The sequence below is a fragment of the Streptomyces sp. NRRL F-5630 genome (genome assembly GCF_000719475.1).
GTDB lineage: Bacteria > Actinomycetota > Actinomycetes > Streptomycetales > Streptomycetaceae > Streptomyces.
In genome coordinates, this window is the sequence record NZ_JOGO01000001.1 from 63,194 (window position 1) to 88,045 (window position 24,852).

The following is a 24,852-nucleotide window of genomic DNA, read 5'->3' on the forward strand; positions in this document are numbered from 1 at the left end:
TCAGATCCACGCGTACTGGCGGTGGTGAGCGCGCACGCCGGTCAGGGCGAGCAGTGCGGGGCGGTCCGCGGCGCGGCGCAGGAGGGCGTCGTAGCGGCCGGGGTCGATGTCGCGGTGGGGGGTGGGGCGCAGGCAAGCGCTGTTCTCTTCGAGCAGGGCGGTGTACTCGGTGAAGTCGAGGCCCGCGCGGGCCCGCAGCCGGGGACCGATGCGCGCCTCGGCGACGGCGGCGGCCGACTCCGGGCCCACGACGCCGCTGAAGAACTCGGAGGAGCAGCCGGAGCCGTAGGAGAAGAGGCCGATACGGGCGGGCCCGTCGAGCCGGGTGTGATCGAGCGCGCTCGCCAGGGCGAGGTAGAGCGAGCCGGAGAACAGGTTGCCGGTCTGGGCGGGGTGGATCAGCGAGGGCGCGACCCGGCGCTCGAAGTCCTCGGCCACCTTGTCGGCGGGGGTGCGATACAGCTCGCGCAGCAGGCGGCGGTGTGCGGCCCTCACCATGCCGGAGAAGGGCGTGTGCAGGGCGAGCAGGTCGAAGGTGGTCGCGAAGTCGGCGTCCTCCACACGGGACCGGTAGTCGGCGAAGCTGCGGGAGAAGCACTCCAGGTAGGCCATGAGGGAGCGGTCGGCGTCGGCGATGTCGAGGTCGGGGCCGGGGCGGGCGGAGTCCAGGGTCTCGAAGCTGTGCACGCCGAACGCGCCGAGATCGGCGGTGAGCACCCGGGGCCGGTCGCCGACGAGCAGGGCGACCGCGCCGGTGCCGGTGACCGGCTCGGCGTACTGGGCGCGCTCGTCGGCGAGGGACATGTCGGTGGAGACGATCAGCACCTTCGCGCCGGGCGAGAGCCCGGCGGCCAGGTAGCCGAGGGCGAGTTGCAGCGCGGCGGTGGCCGCGTAGCACGCCTGTTTCATCTCCAGCATCCGGCAGGTCGGCGGCAGGCCGAGGTGTTCGTGCACGTAGGAGGCGATGGACTTGCTGTAGTCGATGCCGGACTCGCTGGTGGTGACGAGGAGTTCGATCCGCTCGCGGTCGGCGGGCGGAATACGGTCCAGCAGGGGGCGGGCGGCGTTGACGGCGTGGGTGACCGGGTCCTCGAAGGGAAGTGCCACCGAGCGCCGGTCGGAGGCGACGTTGTCGAAGCGGCGCGGGTCGAGGCCGCGGCCGTCGAACACCGCGCGGGCGCTGACGGCGGCGCTGCCCGCGTACACGTCCAGCGCCTCGATTCCGTACCCGGTCATCGCTCCTCCCCGACGTCGGCGAGGAAGGCGGCCAGAGCGGCGCTCACCCCGTCGGGGTCGGTGACGGTCGGGAAGTGCCCGGCCAGGGGCAGTTCGTGGTAGCGGGCGTCGGGGATGGCGCCGTGCATCAGGTGCGAGGTCTTGCGGGGGACGACCGCGTCCACACCGCCGGCGAGGACGAGGGTGGGGACCGCGATGTCGCCGAGCCGGCCCAGCAGGTCCGGCTGCTGGGCGAAGACGTCCAGGTAGCGCAGTCCGATGTGCGGCGCCATGCTCTCGCAGCGCAGCAGGCGTGCCGTGAGTTCGGCGCGTCGGCGCGCGACGTCCTCGGCCCCGGCCGCGACGATCCGGTCGAGGTCCTCGGCGACCAGGTCCTCCAGGCGGTTCACCGCGCCAACCCGGTTGGCGTACCGGTACGAGCTGCACAGCAGCGCGAGGGACGCGGCGCGCCCGGGGTGGGCGAGGACGAAACTCTGGGCGAGGAGCCCGCCGAAGGAAGTGCCCACCACGTGCACCGGTTCGTTCACGCCGAGGCGGTCCAGGACGCCGAGGTACAGGTCGGCGATGCCGGTCAGCGAGATGTCGTCCGCGCTGGTGGTGGCGCCGACGCCCGGGTGATGGACGACGAGCACCCGGTGGCCGCCGGAGAGTGCGGCGACCTGGTCGGCGAAGACGCCGCCGCCGACGTTGAAGGGCGGCAGCATGAGCACCGCCGGGCCCTCGCCCCGGTCGAAGATCTCCACCGCGCCGCCCGCCATGGGCAGGATGTGCCGCCGTGTCCCGGGGGCCCGCTCCCTGAGCACTTCGTAGTTCGCGGAGGCCGGGGCGGGGTCCGCCGCCGCTTCCTCCTCGAACGCCTCGCGGATGTCGGCGGGCAGGGCGTGCGTCGGGTGGTAGGACCGCAGGGCGGCGGGCCCCGGGGCGCCCGGGACCTCCGTCAGGTCCGGCACCGAGGGATCGGTGACGAAGGCCGCGAGCCGCTCTGCGGCTTCTTCCAGCGTCTCGCGGTCCATGCCGAGCGGTACGGCGAAGCGGATCAGCTTTCGTCGCGGGGGTGCGGAGCCGTCCGCGAGGCGGGCGGCGGGGGCCAGGTGGGGGCCGCCGCGTACGCCGGTGGCCGCGTAGATCCCGGCCAGGTACGAGGCGAGGGGGTGCCGGAGGGTACGGCCCGCGGCGGCCTTGTCCACGTCGAACAGCACGCAGTGCGCGGAGGGTCCGGGCACGAGCGGCACGCCGCCCCGCTCCAGGCGCCGCCGGAACGCGGCCACGTTCGCCACCCGCTCGGCCACCAGCTTCGTCGCGGTCTCCTGGTCCAGCAGGGCGGCGGAGAGCAGCCGTCGGGTGGTGAGGCCCGGTTCCCCGCCCCGTGCGAGCGTCCGTTCGGTGAGCCGCTCGGCGAGCCGTTCGTCGCCGGTGGCGAGGAGACCGCCCCCGTCGGTCCCGAAGTCCTTCGAGAGGCTGAACGTCACGGTCTCTGCGAGGCTCAGCATCTCCCCGACCACCTCCCACGGGTCCCCGGCCGCGCGGTCCCGGCGGGCGCCGCAGATCAGCAGGGCGTTGTCCAGCAGACGGGTGGCGTCCAGCACCAGGGGGACGCCGTGGGCCCGGGTGAGCTTCGCGACGCCGCGCAGGTTCTCCAGGGAGAGCGGGGCACCGCCGTGGGCGTTGGTGGCGCTCTCCACGAGGACGAAGGAGACGTCTTCGGCGTGCCGCTCCAACGCGTCCTCCAGTGCCGCCAGTTCGAGGTCGGCAGCGAAGGGGCCCTCACCCCTGACCGGCAACGCGAGCGAGGGGTCGAAGCCCTGCTCCGTGAGCGCCCCGAGCCAGGTCGGGAAGGCCGAGGCGTGCAGGACTCGGCGGCGCGGGCCCGGCCAGGCGCGGCACAGCCGCTCCTCGGCGGCGCGGCCGGAGGCGGCGAAGAACCGGTGGGCGAACGGCAGCCAGGGCAGGTTCGGCGGCTCCTCCCCCATGATCCCGGCCGCGTCGGCCTGTTCGGCGAGGGCTTCGGCGCGCGCCCGCTGCCAGGGGTCGGCGCGGTCCGCCCAGGAGTCGGTGAGCAGGTCCAGTTCGACGGCGAGGTGCGGGAGCCGGGCGGGATTGTGGCCGTGCGCCGCCAGTAGCGCCAGGCGCGGCGCGGCGTCCGAGGCGGGCTTCGCCGCGGACTCCAGGGGCGCGGGCGCCTTGGGCGTGGACCCCTTGGAGGCGGCCTCATGGGACGCGGGCTCCTTGGACGCGGGCTCCTTCGACGCGGGCTCCGTCGACGCGGGCTCCGTCGACGCGGGCTCCGTCGACGCGGGCTCCGTCGACGCGGGCTCCGTCGACGCGGGCTCCGTCGCGCGCCCCTTCGGTGCGCGCTCGGCTACGGCGACGGGTGCCCCCGGGTCCGCGATCATGAGGATGACGTCGCTGACCTCGCTGGCCTCCTCGCCCTCGGGCTGCACGAGGTAAAGAGTCCGGTTCCGGGGGCGGAACTTGTTCTTGAACTGGTAGTTGCCGCCACCGAAGATCCCGGCGTCGCGGAGTTCGGCCAGCGCGCGCACGGCGGTCGGCGAGGCGTTGGGCGAGGTGCCCGTCTCCCCTCCGAAGCTGGCGCCGAAGCTGAAGACCTCGCAGCCCTCCTCGCGCAGCCGCTCCAGAATCCGTACGAGCGCGAACTCCAGCCCCCCGAGCGGCATGTGGCCGGGGTAGAACTCGACGTCGAGCAGGTAGCCGTTCTCGGACGGGATGCGGGTGATCACGACGGCGTTGACCAGGACATCGTCCAGGTACGTCAGGAACAGCCTGTGGCGCTCGTCGAGCCTGCCGCCCGCCAGGTCCTCGCGCACCCGCCGCACGTAGGGGTTGACCATCTGCTTGGTCGCCGCCCACTCGTCCACGAGCGCGGCCAGTTCGGCGTCGACCGCGGGGTCCTCGCCACCCCGGTACTCGGACGTACGGCAGGCGCCGGCCTTCTCGAAGCGCTTGACCATGTAGCGCAGCCTGCTCATCCGGCCGCCGGACAGCTTGAAGGCGCCGAGGTCCTCGATGCGCTGGAGCGCGCCGAAGGGGGTCGCGGTGACGGGCTCCTGGCCGACCTCCGTCAGCCGGACGAGGGACAGCAGGTTGGGCCGCAGGCCGGCCTGCCGGGCGTGGCCGAAGTACTCGGCGGCCAGTTCGGCGAAGTAGTCCTCAGGACCGGTGTAGTTCCACACGAGCATGGCCCGGTCCCCCTGGGACAGGGCGAAGAATCCTCGGCGTTCGGCGCCGACGAAGAGATACGGCGCGATGTCGCGGCCACCGAGGCCGCTCTCCTTGCCGTACCGGTGTTCCAGCTCCGCGACGACCTCGGCGAGCCCGGGATCGGCGGCGGCCTCGGCCCGGGTGAGCACCCTGGTCCGGCGCGCGGGACCGGGCACCGGGGCGGAGAAGCGGGCGGATCCGGCCGGCTCCGGTGGCCGGAGCCGCGCGACGCTCCGCTCGCCGTGCGTCGCGCAGAGGGCGTCGGTGAGCTGGTCCAGGGTGGGCCGCTCGAAGAAGAGTGCCTTGGGCAGGGCTCCGAGGCCGGTCTCCAGGGCGCTCACGCCCCGGAGCATGTCGAAGGACGTGAAGCCGTTGTCCTCGAAGGTGACCTCCGGGTCGAAGGACCTGCCGAGCACCTGCTCCAGCACACGGCGCAGCGCGTCCCGGGCTCCGTCCCGGCCGGAGGGCGCCTCCCGCGCAGGCGCGGACGTCCCGGTGCTCGCGGGCGGCGTCGGCGGGATCTCGCGCGGCGCCGGCCGGGACGCGCGCGCTCCGATGGCGGTCAGTACGTGGTCGGCGAGCGTGGCGACGCTGTCGTACTCGTAGAGCTCGGCGCCCTGGAGGTCGAGGCCGTGGGCGTCGTTGAGGGCGCGGGCCACGTCCATGCGGTAGATGGAGTCGAGGCCGAGGTCGGCGAAGGGGGTGTCGTCCGCGAAGTCGGCGGCGGACCGGCCGAGGAGGTCGGCGACCATGTGCCGCAGTGTGGCGCGGAGTTCGCTCGCGGCCGGTGCGGCGGAGGCGGGGGCGCCGCTCGCCCTCGTCGCCGGGGCACCGGCCGCGGCGGGGGGCACGGGCCGCTCGGGGGCCGGGGCTTCCGGTGGGGCGGCGGGCGCACCGGCGGGGGCCGCCGGCGCGGTCGTGGCGAGGGCGCGCAGCCGGACCCGCGGGCGGGCGGGGGCCGGGGGGTTCGTCCGCGGCTGCGGCTGCGCGGTCGTGGCTGCCTGGTCGGGGTGCGGCACGGGGGACTCCGTCCTTGCTGGCCGGGAGGTGGTGAACCAGTGGCGGCGGGGGTGGAAGGCGGTCCTCGGCAGCGGGCGCGCGCGGCCCGGCGGCCGGGTCGTGCCGTCGGGCGCCGTCCACGCCTCCAGGACGACGTGGGCGTTGGTGCCGCCGAAGCCGAACGAGCTGATCCCGGCCCGCCAGACGGGCCGGCCGTGCTCGTCCTTGGCGCCCTCCCACGGGGTGGTCGTGGTGCCGATGCGGAACGGGGTGCCGTCCAGCCGGAGGTAGGGGTTGGTCTCGCGCAGGTGCAGGTGGGCGGGGAGGGTGCGGTGCCACAGGGCCAGCAGCACCTTGAGCAGTCCGGCGATCCCGGCCGCCGCTTCGAGGTGGCCGATGTTGGTCTTCACCGAGCCGAGCGTGATGTGCGGCTCGCTCGGCACGATTTCGCCCCGGTCGCCGTAGAGGCGGGCGAAGGCGTCCTTCAGGCCCTCGACCTCGATCGGGTCGCCGAGCCGGGTGCCGGTGCCGTGGGTCTCGACGTAGGTGACGCCGGACGGGGCGACGCCGGCGATCCGGTGGGCGCGGGCCACGACCTCGGCCTGCGCGCGCGGGTTCGGGGCGGTGAGGGAGGGCGAGCGCCCGCAGTGGTTGACGGCGCTGCCCCGGACGACGGCGAGTATCCGGTCGCCGTCCGCCTCGGCCCGCTCCAGCGGCTTGAGCAGGACCGCGCCGACTCCTTCCCCCCGGACGTACCCGTCCGCGTCCTTGTCGAAGGTGGCGCAGCGTCCGGCGGCGCTGAGCATGCCGGACTGGTCGAAGACCCGGAACAGGCCCGGGCTCAGCACCAGGCTGACGCCGCCGACGATCGCCTCCTCGCACTCACCGTCCGCCAAGGCGCCGACCGCGCGGTGCAGGGCCACGAGGGAGCTGGAGCAGGCCGTGTCGACGGTCTCGCTCGGGCCGCGCAGGTCCAGCAGGTGGGAGACGCGGTTGGCGACCAGGGAGCGGGCGACGCCGGTGGCCATGTGGGCCTCGGTGTCCGCGCCGGAGCGGGCGATCAGCTCGCCGTAGTCCGAGGTGGCCATGCCGACGAAGACGCCGGTCGCGGTGCCCGCTCGGTCCTCCGGCCGGTAGCCGGCGTCCTCGAAGGTGCGCCACACCGTCTCCAGGAACAGCCGGTGCTGGGGGTCCATCAGCCGGGCCTCGGCCGGGGAGACCCGGAAGAACGCGGCGTCGAAGCCTGCCACGTCCGGGAGGAATCCGCCGCGCAGGCCCGCCGTGGCGGGGTCCGCCAGCAGGTCGGCGCGGTCCGGGGGGACGGGCCCGATCAGGTCGTCACCGGCGCTCAGATGCCGCCAGAAGGCGTCCAGGTCCGGTGAGCCGGGAAGCCGCCCCGCCATGCCGATCACGGCCACGTCCCGGCGACGCGCGGCCCGGGGCGGCGGCGCGGAGGCGGGGGCGGGCGCAGTGGGGGGCTCGGGGGCGTCTCCCGCCTCCGGGGAGGCCGTGGGTGTCGCGGGCTCGGGCGCCGTGGGGGGCGCGGGCCGCGTGGTGGGCGCGGGCGCCGTCCCCGGCGCGGGCTCCGCCATCGGCTCGGGCACCGTCCCCGGCGCGGACACCTCCGTCGGCTCGGGGTGTGCGGCGCGGGCCTCCGCGGGGTGTTCGCGGCCCAGGTACTCGGCCACGTCGTCCAGGGTGGGGTGTTCGAACAGGATCGTCGGCAGGAGTTCGAGTCCGTAGTGGTCGTTGACGCGGACGATCAGCTCGCTCAGCGAGATCGAGTCGAAGCCGAGGTCCATCAGTTCGGCGGAGGTGTCCACCTCCGCCGGGTCGACCATGAGGAACTCCGCAGTGCAGGACCGCAGTTGCCGTCGTATCGCCGCCGTCGGGACCACCGCGGCCGGGTGGCGGCCGCCGCTCGTGGGGTCCGTACGGGCCTCCTCCTGGTGCCCGGCGGACGCCTCGGCCGGAGCGGGCGCGGGGGCGGAGGGCGCCGGGGGCGTGGCCCGTCGCACGGGCAGCCACCGGTTGTCCGTGCCGGTGAGGGCGGCGCGGAAGACCGCGAGGCCGGTGTCCGTGGGCAGCGGCGCCATCGACCAGAGCTGCGCGAAGAGCCGGCGGGTGGCGTCGTCGACTCCCATGCCGCCGTCTTCCCACAGCGGCCAGCCGATCGCCACGGTGCGGCCCCGGCGCTCGCCGCGCGCGGCCAGCAGATCCCGGCTCGCGGCGAAGTCGAGCTGGAAGGCGTTGGCGTAGGCGTAGTCGGTCTGCCCGAGGTTGCCGGTCTCCCCCACCAGGGAGGCGCACAGGACGAAGAAGTCGAGGTCGTCCTCGCGGGTGGCGTGGTCCAGCAGCACCGTCCCTGCCACCTTGGGGCCCAGTACCTCGGCCGTAGCCGCGGCGGTCTTCAGCGCGGCGCGCGCGTCCCGGTGCACCCCGGCCGCGTGGACGACGCCGTTCAGGGTGCCGTAGCGGGTGCGGATGTCGGCGATCAGGCCGGTGACGTCCTCCTGCGAGGCGAGGTCGGCCGGCCGGTACCAGACCGTGCTGCCGCCGCGCCACAGCGGCGCCGTGCGCCGTTCGATCTCCTCATCGAGCGGTGAGCGCCCGGCGAGCACCAGGTTGACGGGCTCGGCGTCGGCGAGGAAGCCGCCGAGTGCGCGGCCGAGGGCGCCCGCGCCGCCGGTGACGAGGTAGGTGCCTCCGGCGCGGACCGGGAGCGGCGCGTGCGGGGCGTCGAGCGGCAGTGCTCGCTCGGTGAGCCGGCGGAGGCGACGCAGGCCGTCACGGTCGTGGAAGGCTTCGGTGACACCGTCCGCGGAGTGCTCCAGTTCGTCGGCGACGATCCGCGCGATCCGGGTCGCGGTGGCCCGGTCCCCGGCCGCTTCCTCGTAGGTCTCGAAGCCGACCGTCACCGCCGTGCAGCCGCTGTGCTCCAGCGTGAGCGACTTGAGCAGGGCGCCGGTCGCGGAGAACTGGGGTTGCCGCCCCGCGGGGCCGTGCGCCACGGCGGTACGCAGCCGCACGCGCCGGTCGCGCGCGAGGAGGGCCGCCGCCGTCCACAGGAGCGGGAGGGGCCCGGCGGCGAGGTCGGCGGCGACGGTGTCCGGCCGGGGCGGCCCGGCGGCCGGGGGGCAGGCCAGGACGAGCGCGTCGGGCAGCGGCCCGCGCTCGGCGAGCCCGGCCACGAAGCCGCGCGCTTCCTCGGCAGCGCCCGGCACCGTGTCGCCGCCGCCGGGTTCGCCCGCGCCCGGCGCGAGGCATACGGCGCCGCGGCGGGCGAACTCCTCGGCCAGGGCGCGGCGCACCGGGGAGTCCGGCCCGAGCAGCAGGACCCGGCGCGGCGGGCCCCCGGCCACGGAGGTGTCGAGCGGGCGCGGTTCCAGGACGGGCACGAGTCGGCGCACGCCGCCGGACTCGCCTTCCCGCGCGGGCGGGTCCGGGACTCCGGCCGCCTCCGGCGTCGGGAGCGGCGCGGCGGGGTCCCCCGTCGTCGGGTCCGGCACCCCCGTCTCCAGCCAGTGCCGTGTCCGGTCGAAGGGGTACGTCGGGTACGACGCCCACCCCACCGGGCGCCCCTCCCACAGGGGGGCCCAGCCGATGTCGCCGCCCTCGGCCCAGCGTCGGCCGAGCCGGGCGAGAGCCGGTTCCGGGTCCGTGCCCCGGGCGTCGCGCAGCAGCGCGGAATCGAGCCCGTCCCGCAGGCCGTCGCCGCCCGGGGCGGCCCGGCCGGCCAGGAGGCCGGGGCTCGCCGCGCGGCCGGTGTCGGCGTAGGCGCGGAGCAGGGTCGCGAGCCGCTCGGTGCCGGAGCAGACCACCGCGAGCCGTTCCGGGAAGTGGCGGCGGCCGGTCTGGCTGGTCCGGGCGAGCGAGGCGAGAGGGGTCGCGGCGCCCTCCGGGGTGGTGAGGTGGTCGGCCACGCGGCGGGCGTAGGCCCGGAGGCGTTCGGCGGACCGCGCCGACAGCAGGAAGAGCTGGGGGCCGGTGGTCGGCGGGGTGGTCGTGTCCGGTGGGATGTACTCCTCCAGGATCAGGTGGGTGTTGGCGCCGCCGGCGCCGAAGGAGCTGACCCCGGCCCGGCGTGGGCGTCCCCCGGGCTCGGGGGGCCAGTCGGTGAGCGAGCGGACGGGTTCCAGGGCCGCTCTGTCGAAGTCGATCTTCGGGTTGAGGCGGTCGAGGCCGACGCACGGTGCGAGCCGGCCGTGGCGGAACTGGAGGAGCAGCTTGGTCAGTCCGGCGATGCCCGCCGCGCCTTCGAGATGCCCGATGTTGGACTTGACCGAGCCGACCGCGCAGCGCCCGGGGCGGCCGGCCCCGCCGAGTGCCCGGCCGAGCGCGGCGATCTCGATCGGGTCGCCGAGCGCGGTCCCTGTGCCGTGGCACTCGACGTACGACACCGTCTCGGGCGGCACACCGGAGCCGTCCAGGACGCGGCGGACGAGGGCGGCCTGCGCCTGCGGGTTGGGCACGGTGTAACCGCCGGTCTTGCCACCGGCGTTCATCGCTCCGCCCTTGATCACGGCCCAGATCCGGTCGCCGTCCGCGACGGCCCGGTCGAGCGGTTTGAGCAGGACGGCGCCGACGCCCTCACCGGGCACGAAGCCGTCCGCGTCGGCGTCGAACACCTTGCATCTGTCGTCGGCGGACAGCATGTTGAGCGCGCTGAGCGACACGTGGTGGGCGGGATGGAGGATCAGGTTCACGCCACCGGCGACGGCGGTACGGCACTCGCCGCGCCGCAGGCTCTCGCAGGCCAGGTGGACGGCGGAGAGCGAGGAGGAGCAGGCGCTGTCCACGGAGATGCTGGGGCCGTGGAAGTCGAAGAAGTAGGAGACCCGGTTGGCGACCGACCAGTGCGCCGAGTGGGCGCCGGAGAGCTTGCCCTGCGGCCACCCGGTGGCCGCGAGTTGCCCGTAGGTGCCGTACATGACCCCGACGAAGACGCCCGTGTCCGGCTCCTGGGTGTCCGGACCGAGTCGGCCGTTCTCCTCCAGGAGGTTCCAGACGGTCTCCAGGAACAGGCGTTCCTGCGGGTCGATGTGCGCGGCGTCGCGGCCGAGGATGCCGAAGAAGGCGGGGTCGAAGAGGTCGATGCCGTCCAGGAAGGCCCCCCAGCGGCTGTACGTGCGCTGGGGAGTGCCGCGCCGGGCGTCGAACGTCGGCCGCCAGTCCCAGCGTTCGGCCGGTACCTCGGTGAAGGAGGCGGTGCCGGAGGCGAGGTTGCGCCAGAACGTGTCCAGGTCGGGCGCGCCGGGGTAGCGACCGCCGACGCCGATCACGGCGATGTCGTTGCTCGCGGCGGAGGCGACGGGGACGGGAGGGGCGGGCTCCGGGGCCGGGGTGGTGGAGGGCTCACGGGCCGGGGCGGGGGTCGCGGGGGGCTGGGTGTCCGGTGGCGGGGACACCGCGACCGGCGCGGTGGTCGGCGGTGTCCCTGCGGGTGTCGGTCGCGGGGCGCCCTGCGCGGCGGCGGCCGGGCCGTGTTCGTCCAGGAAGTAGTCGGCCAGCCGCGCGATCGTCATGTGCTCGAAGAGGAGTGTCGCGGGAAGGTCCCCGAAGTCCTCCTCGAAGCGGTGGATGATGCGCAGACTGACCAGCGAGTCCACTCCGTAGTTCTCGAAAGTGACCTCGTCCGCGAGCGCGGCGGGATCGAGCTTCAGCACCTCGGCGAAGACGCCGCGCACGTACCCGCGCACGCGGGCGGTGTCGCTCGCGGCCGGCTGCCCGACGGGCCCGGGGGCCGCCTCCGCCACGAGCACGCACTGGTCCAGGCGCTCGGCGGGAACGCCTGGCACACCCAGCGTCCGGACCTGCCCGAAACCGCTCGCGGTCAGCGCCCGGCGCCACTGGCCCGGTCCCAGCAAGGGGGTGTGCGGGAGCCTGCGTTCCTCGTCCCGGAACGCCCACCAGCCTGGCGTCAGGCCGAAGGTGAGGGTCAGGAAGTCGGAAGCCCTGGTGACCTCGTTGACGAGCAGGGTGCCGCCGGGCGCCAGCAGTTCGCGCGTGTGCGCCAGGGTGCGCGCGATGTCGGCCGTGGCGTGCAGGACATTGGTCGCGAGGACCAGGTCGTAGGTGTGCGGGGCGAAGTCCTGCTCGGCGGGCGGGCGTTCGATGTCGAGGAGCCGGAAGGACAGGTAGGGGCGGCCGGGCCCGGACTCGCGCTCACCGTGCGCGAGGAAGGCGGGCGAGATGTCCGTGTAGGTGTAGGACACCGGCGGGGCGTCCGGCCGGGTGGCCAGGGCCTCGTCGATGGCGTCGAGGACGAACGCCGTCCCCGCGCCCGTGCCCGCGCCGATCTCCAGGACGCGCAGGGGCCGGCCGGCGCCTCGGGCGGCCCGGTGGCGTTCGAGGGCCGCCACGGTCTCCGCCGCCATGAGCCGGTGGTGGTGGTCGGACAGCGGCTGGCCCCGGTAGACGGCTTCGACGAGGTCCACGGAGCCGCCCGGGAAGAGCACCTCCGTGGCCGTCCGGGAGCCGTCGAGCACGTCGGGCAGCGCTTCGACGCAGCGCCGCAGCAGAGCGACGTGCGGGCCCATGCCCGGGTGGCGGGCGAGCAGCCGCTCCGCCGGGACGTCCTCGTGCCCGGCGCGCCGCAGCAGGTCGGCCACGGCCTGGAGCAGGCGCTCGCCCGGGCTGCCCTCGGCGTGCTTCCCGGCCCACCGTGCCAGGGCGGTGTCCACGGTGTCGTCCGCCCGCAGCAGCCGGGCGCGGGACAGGCTCGCGGCGACCCGCTCCAGCTCGGCGAACGCGGCGCGGGCCCGGCTCAGGGAGTCCCCCGGGCCCTCCGGCGCGGCGCCGAGGAGGGCGAGTCCGCGCGGGGTCCCCTTGACGACGACCGCCTGGGCGAGACCGGCCCCGAGGACGCGGGTCAGCGCCCCGATGCCTTCGGCGGGCTCCAACGAGCCGATGCCGAGACCGGCGAAGCTCTCGACGTGCCGCTCGTGCGCGGCCGCGCCGACGCTGCCCCAGAAGCCCCAGTTGACCACGGTGACGGGGAAGGCCCGCTCGCGCAGGTGTCCGGCGAAGGCGTCCTCGAAGGTGCTGGCCGCCGCGTAGTTGGCCTGCCCCGGTGCGTCGGCGAAGGAGATCGCCGAGGAGAAGCAGACCAGGAAGCCGGGCGGCTCGTCCTCCAGGGCGGCGGTCAGCGCCACCAGGCCGCTCGTCTTGGCCGCCATGACCTCCAGGAAGGTGTCCTCGTCCATCGCGGCGAGCGTGCGGTCGCGCAGCACGAGCGCGCTGTGGAAGACCCCGTCGAGGCGCCCCGCCCGCTCCCGCGCGTCGGCGACGATGCGCCGCGCGTCGGCCGGATCGGCGAGGTCGCCCCGCAGGTACGTGGCCTGTCCGCCGAGCGCGTCGAGTGCGTCGAGCAGCGCCTGTACGGAGTCGTCCTGCGGGCGGCGGCCGACCAGCACCAGGCGCGCGCGGTACGCACCGGCCAGGTGGCGGGCGAGCGCCGAGCCGATACCGCCCGTCCCGCCGAGCACGAGGTACGTGCCGCCCTCGCGGAACCGGAACGCCTCGCCCTGCGCGGCCGGTTCCGGCGTCGGCGCCGCGACCAGGCCCCGCACCATTCGGCGGTCGCCGCGCAGGACGACGAGGGGTTCGGCGCAGGGTTCGGCCCGCACGGCGTCCGCCCAGCGGGCCGGTGAGGACTCCCGCGGCGGCAGATCGACGCAGCCCGCGCGCCACCGCGGGTACTCGGCGGCGGCCGAGCGCGTCAGGCCGATCAGACCGGCGCTGTGCGGCTGGGCCGGGCCCCGCTCCTCGTCGGCGACGGCACCGGACAGCACCACCTTCACGACGAGGCGCCGACTGCCGGCCCCCCGGGCGATCAGCGTCTTCAGCAGCCGGAACAGGCCCAGGGTGGCCGGGTCCGGGGCCGGTGCGGGCGGGGGGCCGTCGCAGTCGTGCGCGGCGAGCCAGTAGACCGTGCCGGGAAGGCCGTCCGGCACCGCGGGAGCGGCTCCCGCGTCGGCCGGGAGAGGAATCGCGGTCGCGCCCCCGGCCCCCGCGAGGGCTTCGGCGAGGCGGCGGGCGGCGGGTGTGTGGAAGACCCAGGTCGGGGCGCCTTCCGGGGTCGTCTCCCGGTCCGGGGGCCCGGTCTCGCGCAGGCGCGGGACGAGGACCGTCGTCTCCGGTCGCTCCGCCTCCGCGTCACGCGCGGCGGGCGGCGGCGCGGGCAGCGGCCGCAGCGCGACGCCGTCGAAGGAGGCGCACACCCGGCCCTCGGGGTCCGTGACCCGGACGGTGAACGTGGCACCGTCCCGGGTCGCGTGCGCGTGGCCGCGCCCGGGCAGGGGGGCCCGCGCCTCCAGCGCCCGCAGCGCGAAGGGCACGAGCGGGCCGGCGCCGGTGTCGCGGGCGAGCACGGTGAGCGTCTGGAGGGCCGCGTCCAGGACGGCCGGGTCGAGCGGCCAGTCCGCCTCCTCGCCCACCGGCGTCCTCGGGGCACGCAGGACGCCGAGCGCTTCGTCGGTCCCCGCCCAGACGCCCTCCAGCGCCTGGTAGGCGGGCCCGTAGGCGAGGCCCCCGGCGGCGAAGGCGGTGTACAGCTCCTCGCCCGGGTGCCAGGCGGGGCAGCGGTCGCGGATCTCCTCGGTCCGGAGCCTGTCCCGTGGCCCGTCCTCAGCGCTGAGGGACCGGACGCGGCCCCGGGCGCAGGGGAGCCCCTCGCCCTCACCGTCCGTCAGCTCGAAGTCCACCCCGCCCCTCGGGTGCCCCTCGGTCGTGACCCGGATGTCGCGCGCGCCGGTCACCTCGACCGGGCGCAGCCAGCGCACCTGGGAGAGGCGGACGGCCCCGGTGACACCGTGCCGCGCGGCGGCGCGCACGGCGAGCGAGAGAGCGGCGACCCCGGGCAGCACGGCGCGACCGGCGAGCCGGTGGTCGGCGACGACACGGTCCCGCGGGCCGATGGCCTGGGTGAGCGCGCCGGGAGCGTCCTCGGGCGGACGCGGGGCGGCGGGGGCGGGCCGCCCGGGGGCGGGCCGCCCGGGCCCGGACACCCAGTGCCGCTCGCGGGCGAAGGGGTAGGCCGGCAGCGGCACCCGCCGGGCGCTGCCGGCCGGGTGCAGGCCCGCCCAGTCCACCGTCCCGCCGTGCGCGTACGTCTCCGCCAGACACCGGAGCGTGGGCTCGTCAGTGGCGGGCGCGTGCACGTACGGCGTCTCGTGGTGTGCGGCGGCGGCCCGGAGCGCGCGGACGAGTTCGGCGTGGTCGCGGACGACGAACGCGGCGCGCCGCGGGAAGTGCGTGCGTCCAGTGCCGAGGGTGAGGGCGATGTCGGCGAGAGCGGGCGCGTCCTCGGTCTTGGTGTCGAGGACGTCGGCGAGCCGGGTGAGGGCCGCCGTCAGGGCGTCCTGGTCGCGCGCCGAGACGGGGACGAGGTGGGCTCGGCCGCTCCCGGCGGGAGCGGGCGGCCGGTGAGGCGCCTCGGCGATGACGGCGTGCGCGTTCGTGCCGCTGAAGCCGAAGCTGCTGAGCGCGGCGACGCGGGTGCCGCCGGGGCCCGGGTGCCAGGGGGCGGCGCTGGTGAGCACACGGAAGGGGCCCCGGGAGAGGTCGATCTCGGGGTTCGGCGCGGTGAAGTGCGGGGTCGGCGGGATGCGGCGGTGCCGCAGCGCCAGCAGGACCTTCAGCAGGCCCGCGATACCGGCGGCCATGGTCGTGTGCCCGATGTTCGCCTTGACCGAACCGAGCACGGTCGGCTCGGCGGGGGCGGCGCCCTCGGTGCCCTCGCGGCGCAACGCGTCCTGGAGCGCCTTCACCTCGATCGGGTCGCCGAGCGAGGTGCCGGTGCCGTGCGTCTCCACGTAGCCGATGTCCGCTCCGGTGACGCCCGCCGCGCGGTGCACGCGGCGCAGCAGTTCCGTCTGCGCCGCCGCGCTGGGCGCGGTCATGCCGTTGGTCCGGCCGTCGCCGTTGACGCCGGTGGCCTTGATGACGCCGTGGATGTGGTCGCCGTCCGCCAGGGCCTGGGCCAGGGGCTTCAGTACGACCACGCCGACGCCCTCCCCGAGCACGATGCCGTCGGCCCGCGCGTCGAAGGGGGCGCAGGTGCCGGTCGGGGAGAGCATCCCGGCGTTGCTGCACCGGATGTGCAGGCGCGGGGTCAGCATCAGGGCGACGCCCCCCGCGAGCGCGGTGCGGCACTCGCCGCGCCGCAGGCTCTCGCAGGCCAGGTGGACGGCGGTCAGGGAGGACGAACAGGCGGTGTCCACGGCCAGGGTGGGACCGGTCAGGTCGAGGAAGTAGGCGATGCGGGCCGCGAGCACGGACGGGGAGGAGCCGAGGAAGGCGTGCCCGCTGTCGGCCTGCCCCGCCCCGGCCAGCAGGTCCCCGTAGTCCCCCGCCCCGCAGCCGACGAAGACACCGCAGTCCCGGCCGCCGCGCTCGGTCGCCCTCTGGGTCCCGCCGCCCGCGTGACCCGCGTTCTCCAGCGCCTTCCACGCCTCCTGGAGGAAGAGGCGCTGCTGGGGGTCCATGGCCTCCGCCTCCAGCGGCGAGAGCCGGAAGAAGCCCGGGTCGAACTCGTCCGCTCCGCGCACCACCGTGGCCCACTTGCTGTCGGTGCGGTCGGTGACGGAGCGGTCCGGGTCGTACCAGCGGTCCGCGTCCCAGCGCTCGGGCGGCACTTCGGCGATCTCGCTGCGCCCGGCCTCCAGGTTCTCCCAGAAGGCGTCGAGGTCGTCGGCGCCGGGGAAGCGGCCCGACATGCCGATCACGGCGATGTCGGCGGCGGCGCCGGGTCCTCGGGGGGAGCCGGCCGGTTCGGGGTCGGGGTTCGGCTCCTCCTCGGCGGACGCGGCCTTTCCGGCGGCCGGTTCGCGGCGGGGCACGGGGCGCAGGGTGACCAGGCCCACCGTGGCGGCGGGGGCGGCGGGCGCGGCGGGCTCGTGCGGACGGACGGGAAGCGCGGGAGCGGTGGCCGGAGCGGGGGGCGCGGACTTGCCGACGGGCGCGGGTGCGGGGGGCGGGGTGACGGAGGCCCCCTCGTCGCGGGCGGCGGTGTCGCGGGCGCCGGTCGTGGTCTCCGATCCGGCCGGGGTCTCGGGTCCGGTGGCGCGGCGGAGCGCGGCGCGGTGCAGGGCCTCGCCGCGGTGGCGGGCGGTCAGGAGGGCCGCCGTCATCGCGGGGACGGTCGGGTGGTCGTAGACCGCGACGGCCTCCAGACCGGCGTCGTGCCGTGCGTTGAGATGGCGGACGACCTCGACGGCGCCGATCGAGTCCAGCCCCATCTCGGCGAAGGTCCGCTCGTCGTCGATCTCCTCCGGGCGCAGGTAGAGCACCTGGGCGACGGAGGTGACGACATCCGCGCGCGCCTCCTCGCCGGAGAGCCCGGCGGCGGCCACCGCAACCGGTCCGGGCTCCACAGCCGGTACGGGCTCCACAGCCGGTACGGGCTCCACAGCCGGTACGGGCTCCCCCGCGGACGTGCGGACGGCCTCGGGCGAGGGAGCGGGCTCCCGCGCGGGGACGACCTCGCGCGCCGCTTCCTTCGGCGGTACGGGCCCCGGTTCCCACGACGGCTCCGCTCCGGCCACCGGCCCGGGTTCCTTCGCCGCCGTGCTCCCGGCCCCCCGGAACGCCTCCACGCGGGCGAAGTGGCCCCTGACCCGCTCCCGCGCCTCCTCGCCGAGCACGTCCTCGTGCATCCGGACCTCGCGCCCCACCACCTCGTCCAGCCGGGCCAGGACCCGGCCGGCCAGCTCCCGCTTGAGACGGCGGACGGCGCCCTCCGGGCGGGCCGCGAGCGCGCGGGCGCGGTCCAGCGCGGCCGTCAGCACTTCGCGCCGCGGCAGGACGGTGACCATGGCGCCGTAGCGGTGCAGTTCGGCGCCGGTCAGCGACCTGCCCGTCAGCATCATCTCGTCGGCGAGGGCCGAGCCGAACCGGCGTTCCAGGACGTAGGTCGCCCCCATGCCGGGGGTGAAGCCGTACGCGACGAAGTTGGCGCTGTAGACGCTCTCCTCGGCGAGCAGCACCACGTCGGCGTAGAGCCCGAAGGCCAGGCCGCCGCCGGAGGCGTGCCCGTCGATCGCGGCGACCACGGGGCGGTCGCAGCGCAGCAGCCCCTCGTACACGAACGCCTGGTCGGTGAAGCTGCCCTCCCCGCCTGCCAGGGTTTCCAGGGCCTCGGCGGTGCCGCCCATGCTGAACACGCCGTCCGAGCCCGTGAGGACCACGGCCTTGAGGTCCGGGCGCGCGGCGACCGTGCCGAAGATCTCGCGCAGGTCGCGCAGCAGACGCTCGGTGAACATGGGCGAGTTCATGCGGATCAGGCCGATCCCGCCCTCCAGGACGGTGAGTTCGGCGCCTTCGTCGCGGGCGGAGGGGGCCGGGGGCACAGCGGGCGTGGGGGCCGGTGGGGCGGCGTCGGCGTCCGCCGTCCGGGAGGGGGCCGGAGCGGGCGCGGTCTCCTCGTCCTCGGCCGCGCGTCCGGTCCACCCGCCGGGCCAGCAGCGCTCCTCACGGAAGGGGTAGCCGGGCAGCGGGACGCGGTGGGGACGCGCGCCGTCGCCGGGGCGCGGTCCGGGCCCGACGACGTCGCTCGCGCCGGTGACCCAACGGCGCGCGCGCTCCTCCGGGGTGTACGCGTCGTCGGCGGCCGGGCGGTCCGTCGCGGCGGAGGCGGAGGCGGTCCCGAGGTAGGTGCGCGGTCCCGGTTCGGCGCCCTTGGCGAGGCGTTCCAGGGCGGCGCGCAGCTCCGCGAGGTCCTCGGCGACGATCGCGCACCGCACCGGCATCGCGGCGCGGCCCGCACCGAGGGTGTGGGCGAGGTCGTCGAGCCTCGGCAGGCCCTCGGCGGCGCGGCCGGCGCGGTCCAGGCGGGCCCAGGTCGCCGCGGCCTCCTCCAGCGTGGAGCCGGGGTGCACCGCCGCCGCGAACTCCTCGGCCGCGGCGGCCGGTCCGCTCCCGGTGTGCGCGGCGAGGTCGTGGGCCAGGGCCAGGCGGGCGGCGGCGTCGAGGCCGAGGTCGCCGAAGGTCTCGCCGCCGCCGAGGGAGCTCTCGGGCACGGCGAGGCGCCGGGCGACGAGGGACCGTACCGGCACGTGCTCGGCCGTGGCGGCCTCGGGCACCGCCGTGTCCGGGGTGAGGACAGCGAGGAGGGCGGAGGCGCGTTCGCGCAGGGCCTCCTCGTCCTTGGCGGACAGCGCGAACAGCCGGGGACCGCGCGGGGCGGGCCGGGCCGGGATCTCCGGGGCCTCCTCCAGCACCAGGTGGGCGTTGGAGCCGCCCGCTCCGAAGGCGCTGATCCCGGCCAGCCGTCGGCCGCCCGAGGGGCGCGGCCACGGCGCGGGGGTGCGCTGCACCGTCAGCCGGCCGTCCCCGAAGTCGAGGTGCGGGTTGAGCGTGTCGGCGTGCAGTGAGGGCGCGAGGGCGCCGTGCCGGAACTGGAGCAGCACTTTGGTGAGTCCGGCGATGCCCGCCGCGCTCTCCAGATGCCCGATGTTGGTCTTCACCGAACCGATGGCCACGCGCTCCGGACCGGGGGTGAAGGTGTCCAGGGCGGAGCGCAGGCCCTCCAGTTCGATCGGGTCGCCGAGCGAGGTGCCGGTGCCGTGGGCCTCGACGTAGCCGAGGGCGCGCACGTCGGCGCCGGACTCGCGGACGGCCTCGGCGACGAGTGCGGCCTGCGCGGCCGGGCTGGGCACGGTGAATCCGCTCGTACGGCCGCTGTGGTTGAGGCGGCTGGAACGGATCACGCCGTGGATGTGGTCCCCGTCGGCGAGTGCCCGGTCCAGGGGCTTGAGCAGGACCGCGCCGACGCCCTCGCCGGGTACGTAGCCGGTGCCGCCCTCGCCGAAGGCGCGGCACCTGCCGTCCCGGGACAGCCAGCGGCCACGCGCGAGCTGGAGGTATTTCTGCGGGTGCGTCATCAGGTTGACGCCGCCCGCGAGGGCGACGGTGCTCTCGCCCCGGCGCAGGCTCTCCACGGCGAGGTGCACGGCCGTCAGGGACGAGGAGCAAGCGGTGTCGAGGGCGATGCTGGGGCCGTGGAAGTCGAAGGTGTAGGAGACGCGGTTGGCGACGGAGGAGTGGAGGGACACCGGGGCTGTCCCGTCGTCGGGGTCCGCCACGAACTGGAAGTGGTTCCACATGACTCCGGCGAAGACGCCGACGCGCTCGGCGGTGAGCGCGTCCGGCGGGTAGCCGGCGTCCTCCAGGGTCTGCCAGGCGATGGTGAGGAACAGCCGTTCCTGGGGGTCCATGCGCTCGGCCTCGCGGCGGGAGATGCCGAAGAAGAGCGGGTCGAAGCGGTCCATGCCGGCCAGGAAGCCGCCCCAGCGGCCGTAGGTGCGGCCGGGCCGGCCGGGCTCGGGGTCGAAGAGGGCGTCGTGGTCCCAGCGGTCGGCGGGGACCTCGGTGACGCAGTCCCGGCCGTCGGCGAGGTTGGCCCAGAAGGCGTCGAGGTCGGGGGCCTGCGGATAGCGCCCGGCGACCCCGACGATCGCGACGGCCCCGGGCGCCGTACGGGCACCGCGCGCGGGCGCGTGCTCCGCCGGGGCGGGCGCTCGGGTGCCGGGCTCGTCCGGCGCGGGGGCGAAGAGATCCGTCGTGAGCGGTCCGGCCGGTTCCCCCTCGGCGTGGACGGCGGCGAGCCGGGCCGGGGTGCCGGGCGTAGCCAGGCAGCGGTCCAGCAGACCGAGCGCGGTCCCGGTGGGCAGGGGCCGCATCCCGGAGCGGGTGGAGCGGGCGAGAGCGGCCTCGTCCACGCGCAGGCCGCCCTCGGCCCAGTAGGGCCAGGCGAGGGAGAGGGTGCGCCCCGTGCGGGCGGGGTCGGCGGCCCGGTGACCGGCGAAGGCGTCGAGGAAGGCGTTGGCGTACCCGTAGGCGCACTGGCCGGTGTTGGGCAGCACGGCGGACAGCGAGGAGAACAGCAGGAACAGGGCCGGGTCGTCCGCCGCGGTGGCCCGGTCGAGGTGCAGGGTGCCGGCCAGTTTCGGGGCGAGGACGGGGCGGGTCCCCGCGGGGTCCCGGCGGAAGTGCACGGCGTCGTCGGTGCGCCCGGCGCAGTGCAGGACGGCGTCGATCCGCCCGTACAGCTCACGGCACCGGGCGGCGACGGCTTCGGCGTCCTCGCGGCGCGAGAGGTCGGCCGGTACGTAGTGCGCCTCGCCGCCCCGTGCGGCGCAGCGCTCCAGCAGGGCGGTGATCGCGGCGTCGGGCTGCCGGGTGCCGCACAGCACCAAGCGGGCCCCGTGGGTGCCGGCGAGGTGTTCGGCGAGGAGGGAGCCGATGCCGCCCGCTCCGCCGGTGACGAGGCAGACGGCTCCCCGGGGCAGGAGGGGCGTGCCGGGTGCGTCGAGAGTGTGGGGGATCAGGCGGAGCACGTGGCGCTCGCCGTCGTGGTGCCGGCTCTCGCTGTCGTCGCGGTCGTCGGCGGCTTCCGCGAGCAGGACGGCGGCGAGTTCCCCGGCGTCCGGGGTACCGGTGACGAGGGTGGCGCGGCAGCGCAGGGCCGGGTTCTCCGCGGTGATGCCGCGGGCCAGGGCCGCGACGGCGCTGTGCTGCGGTGCGGTGTCCTCGCGCTCGGCGCGGTGGAGGAAGCGCAGGACGCGGCTGCCGTCCGCGGGCCTGGCCGCGAGCGCTCCGGCGAGGGCCCAGACGACGTCGTAGCCGTCGCTGGTGTCGGCAGCGGGGCCGCGCGCCGGTGGGGGGCAGACGGCCAGGACGGCCGGGTCGGTGCCCTCGGCGGCGAGTTCGTCCAGGAGACGGGCGAAGTCGGCGCGGCTGCCGGTGGGCAGGTCCCAGGTGTCGGTCCCGGTGCGCTCGTAGGCGAAGGCGGGCCGCACGTGCACGGTGCGCCGCCCGGGGGCGCGTCGGCGCAGCGCCTCGGGCAGCGAGGGATCCGGGGTGACGACGAGCAGGTCGCCCGGGGGCAGCGGGGCGCCGGTGGTGGGGAGGGGCACCCAGTGGGGGCGGTGCAGGCCGAGGCGGGGGGCGGACGCCGGTGGCGGCGGGTCCTCGGCGGCCGGGCGTGCCGGGGTGGCCGGCGCCCTCGTCGGCTCGCCCCCGGCGGGCAGGGTGAGGGTGTGCCGTGCGGCAAGGTGGCGGGCGACGGAGGCGATGTCGGTGTGCTCGAAGAGCAGCGTCGGGTAGAGGCGGCCGTCCACGACCTTCTCCAGCTCGGTGCTCAGCGAGAGCAGCGCGACGGAGTCCAGGCCGAGTTCGTAGAAGCCGCGCCGGGGGTCCACGGCGTCCGGCTCGCGACCGAGCAGGCCGCCGATCAGGGTGCGCACGTGGCGGACGAGCCGCTGTTCCGCGTCTTCGCTCCCGGGGGCGGGACGGGACGGCTGCGCGTGCGGAGCCGGGGTGGGGCGGGACGGCTCCTCGTGCGGGGCCGGCGGTGGGTCCAGCAGCCGGGTGATGAGCCCGGCGTGCCGTACGCGTTTGCAGCTCAGTTTGGTGAACGCGGCGACGAAGCGGCCTTGTTCGTCGTAGATACGGCAGTCGTTGTGGATCACGTCGCCGGACGGTGCGACGGTCTCGGCGGTCGGCACATGGACCCAGCAGGGCCCGGCGACCGCGCGCGGGGCGCGGAACTCGGCGATGTGGACGGGGATGAAGGGATCGGGGCCGGGCGGCGGGCGGTGGCCGAAGGTGACGAGGGTGGCGGCGTCGAGCTTCGCCGGGTGCAGGTGGAAGGCGCTCTCCTGGTCCCGGGAGCCCGGGTCGAGTTCGAGGCGGGCCAGCAGGCTGCCGTCGTCCAGGGTGTGGAGTTCGCCGAAGCCCTTCATGGGCGCACCGTGCTCGATGTGCTCGGTGCGGGCCTGCCGGTACAGCTCCGCCATGTCGCGGCTCCGCTCGGAGCGGGTGAGCAGGGCGCGCGGGTCGATCGGCGGGGGCGGGGGGTCGTCGGTGTACTCCAGGCGGCCGGAGAAGTGCGGTCGCCACCGCACGTCGCCGGGCGCGGCCGGGTCCGCGCCCTCCTCCAGGACCGCGCCCGCCGCGTCGACAGGCCGGGACCCGGTGGCGTCGGGAGCGCCGATCGTGACGCGTACGGCGAGGGCGCGGCCCGGGGCGGTGGCGATGGGCTCGGCGAAGAGCACGTCGCGCAGCACCGCGCGCTCGGTGTCCAGTCCCCGCGCGCGCAGGATCCGGTACACGATGTCGAGGAAGGTGGCGCCCGGCATCACCGACACCTGGTGGATGCGGTGGTTGCGCATGATGAAGTCGTCGTGCGGGAGCACCAGGTGACACTCGATCGGGTCGTTCACGGTGTGGCTTCCCCCTCGTGTCCGAGCCGGCGGACGGCGTCCTCCCGCAAGCGGTTGCGGTCCGTCTTGCCGTGGGCGTTCAGTGGTGGGTCGGTCAGCCACCACAGGTGGCGGGGCAGCATGTAGGACGGCAGGCGGGCGGCGAGCCGTTCGGACAGGTCCCCCGCGGCCGGTTCTCCGTCACCGAGCAGGTACGCGACGAGCCTGGTGCCGCCGGGGACGTCGAGCGCGAACGCGACGGCGTCGGTGCCGGAGGTCTCGCGCAGGGCGGCCTCCACCTCGCCGGTCTCCACCCGGTAGCCGTTGACCTTCACCTGGGCGTCCTTGCGGCCGAGGTGGACCCAGCCGTGCTCGGTGGCGCGCACCTGGTCCCCGGTCCGGTACCAGCGCCGCCCGTCGTGGTCCAGGAAGCGGCCGGTGTCCTGCGCCGGTTCGAGGTAGCCGCGGAACATCTGGGGCCCGGTCATGACGAGTTCGCCGCTGTCGTCGGCGGGCGAGCCGTCCGGGGCGAGGAGCATGGCCTCCATACCGGCGTTCGGGACGCCGATGGGGACGGTGGCGCCGTACCGCGGGTCGGTGAGGTCCTGGTCCGGGTGCCAGCGGAACGCGGTGCAGGCGATGGTCAGTTCGGTGGGGCCGTAGATGTTGTCGAGGACGGTGCCGGGCGCGGCGCGCCGCCAGTAACGCGCGGTCTCGGTGAGCAGGGGCTCACCGGCGAACACCGACTGGCGCAGACCGGTGAGGCTGCCGGGGGCGAGGCGGTCGGCGCGTTGCAGCCCGCGCGCGAGGCTCGGGGTGCTGTGCCAGACGGTCAGCCCGTACCGGCGCACCCAGCGCACCGGGTCCAGGGCTTGCAGGCGGGAGAGCACGCACACGCAGGCGCCACCGGCCCAGGCCGGGAAGATGTCGCACAGCGCCAGGTCGAAGGTGGTCTCGTGGACCTGGCTGAAGCGGTCCTCGGGCCGCACCCCGTAGCGGGGCAGTGAGGCGGCCAGGAACGCCGAGGCGTTGCCGTGGCTGATGGGCACGCCCTTGGGGACTCCGGTCGATCCGGAGGTGAAGAGGATGTAGGCGATGTCGTCGGGCGACCCGGCCGGTGGCCGCCATCCGGCCCCCGGGCCCGTTTCGGCCAGTTCCTCCGACGTCAGGACGCGGGCGCCGCCGACCGCGCTGGGCAGCTTCGCGGGGAGCGCGGCCCGGTCGGTGCCGGGGGCGAGGACGGCGTGGACGGGCGCGGACTCCACGAGCCGGGCCACCGCTCCCGCCGCGTCCGGGGCGGCGATGACCGTACCGCAGCCCGCGGCCCGCAGCACGGCGGCGTTGCGGGCCACGGGGTTCTCCGGGTTCAGCGGGACGGCGGGGGCGCCCGCGTAGAGGGCGGCGAGCAGGCCGACGTACGCCTCGGGCGTCTTGGAGGCCAGTACGGCGACGGGTGCGCCGGGCTCACCGGCAGCGGCGGCGAAGGCGGCCCAGGTGCGGGCGAGGGCGTCGGTCTCGGTGTAGCTCCACGCGCGGTCGAGGATGCGCAGGGCGGGGCCGTCCGGGTTGCGGGCGAGGCCGTCCGCGAACCAGTCGTGCAGCATCCTGGCGGCCCCCGGCCCGGTGCCGGCCCCGGCGGCCGTCACCGGTCGTCCAGACAGCCGCCGACGACGCGCCACAGTTCGGCCGGGGTGGCGAAGCTGGCGGGGACGAGGGCTCCGTCCGGGAACTCGATGTCGTAGGCGTCCTCGATGCGGGCCGAGAGGCCGACCATGCCGAGAGAGTCCAGGCCGTGTGCGGGCAGGGGGAGGTCGGGACGCAGGGGGGCGGTCGGGGGGTAGTCGGTGAGTGCGGCCCTGACCAGCTTCTCGTAGGTCTCGTCCCAGTTCGTCGCCACGGTCCCTCGTCCTCCTCGTCGTCGCCGGGTGGTGCCGGTGTGCCGGGTGAAAGGCGTCGGGGCGCACGCCGCGGACGGTTCCTGAGAAACGTCGCGGGATGAAACGCGCGGGCCCGGTCGAGAGAATTCCGGCGCGGGGATGCTAACGACGGTATTTCCGGCGCCGCAAGGGCGCCCGGGCACTTTTCCGCGCTGCGCACTATTGAGCAGAATCAAGCCCCCTAAAGGGCGGACCATCCGGGGTCTTTATTTGTTTTCCAGGGCCGGGAATCAGGCGCTCGGCGGCGCGGGAGGACG

At 75.9% G+C, this 24,852-nt stretch carries 4 protein-coding genes; all 4 read right to left on the reverse strand.

Annotated features, from left to right (window positions below; translation table 11 throughout):
* Genes IF99_RS0100235 through IF99_RS33855 form a run of 4 tightly spaced genes read right to left on the reverse strand, consistent with a single transcriptional unit; the run spans position 1 to position 24,555 of the window.
* Entirely contained in the window at positions 1-1,236 is a 1,236-nt protein-coding gene (locus tag IF99_RS0100235; protein ID WP_030994208.1) for a hydroxymethylglutaryl-CoA synthase family protein, read from the reverse strand.
* Positions 1,233-22,679 (reverse strand): SDR family NAD(P)-dependent oxidoreductase, encoded by a 21,447-nt coding sequence (locus IF99_RS33850; RefSeq protein WP_037826198.1) that lies wholly within the window; start codon positions 22,677-22,679, stop codon positions 1,233-1,235. The genes IF99_RS0100235 and IF99_RS33850 overlap by 4 nt, the downstream gene beginning before the upstream one ends.
* Entirely contained in the window at positions 22,676-24,304 is a 1,629-nt protein-coding gene (locus tag IF99_RS0100245; protein WP_051703303.1) for an AMP-binding protein, read from the reverse strand. Before IF99_RS0100245 ends, IF99_RS33850 begins: the two co-directional genes overlap by 4 nt.
* Complete coding sequence (locus IF99_RS33855) at positions 24,301-24,555, reverse strand: acyl carrier protein (protein WP_037826199.1); 255 nt, start codon at positions 24,553-24,555, stop codon at positions 24,301-24,303. Before IF99_RS33855 ends, IF99_RS0100245 begins: the two co-directional genes overlap by 4 nt.
* Positions 24,556-24,852 lie beyond the last annotated feature (297 nt).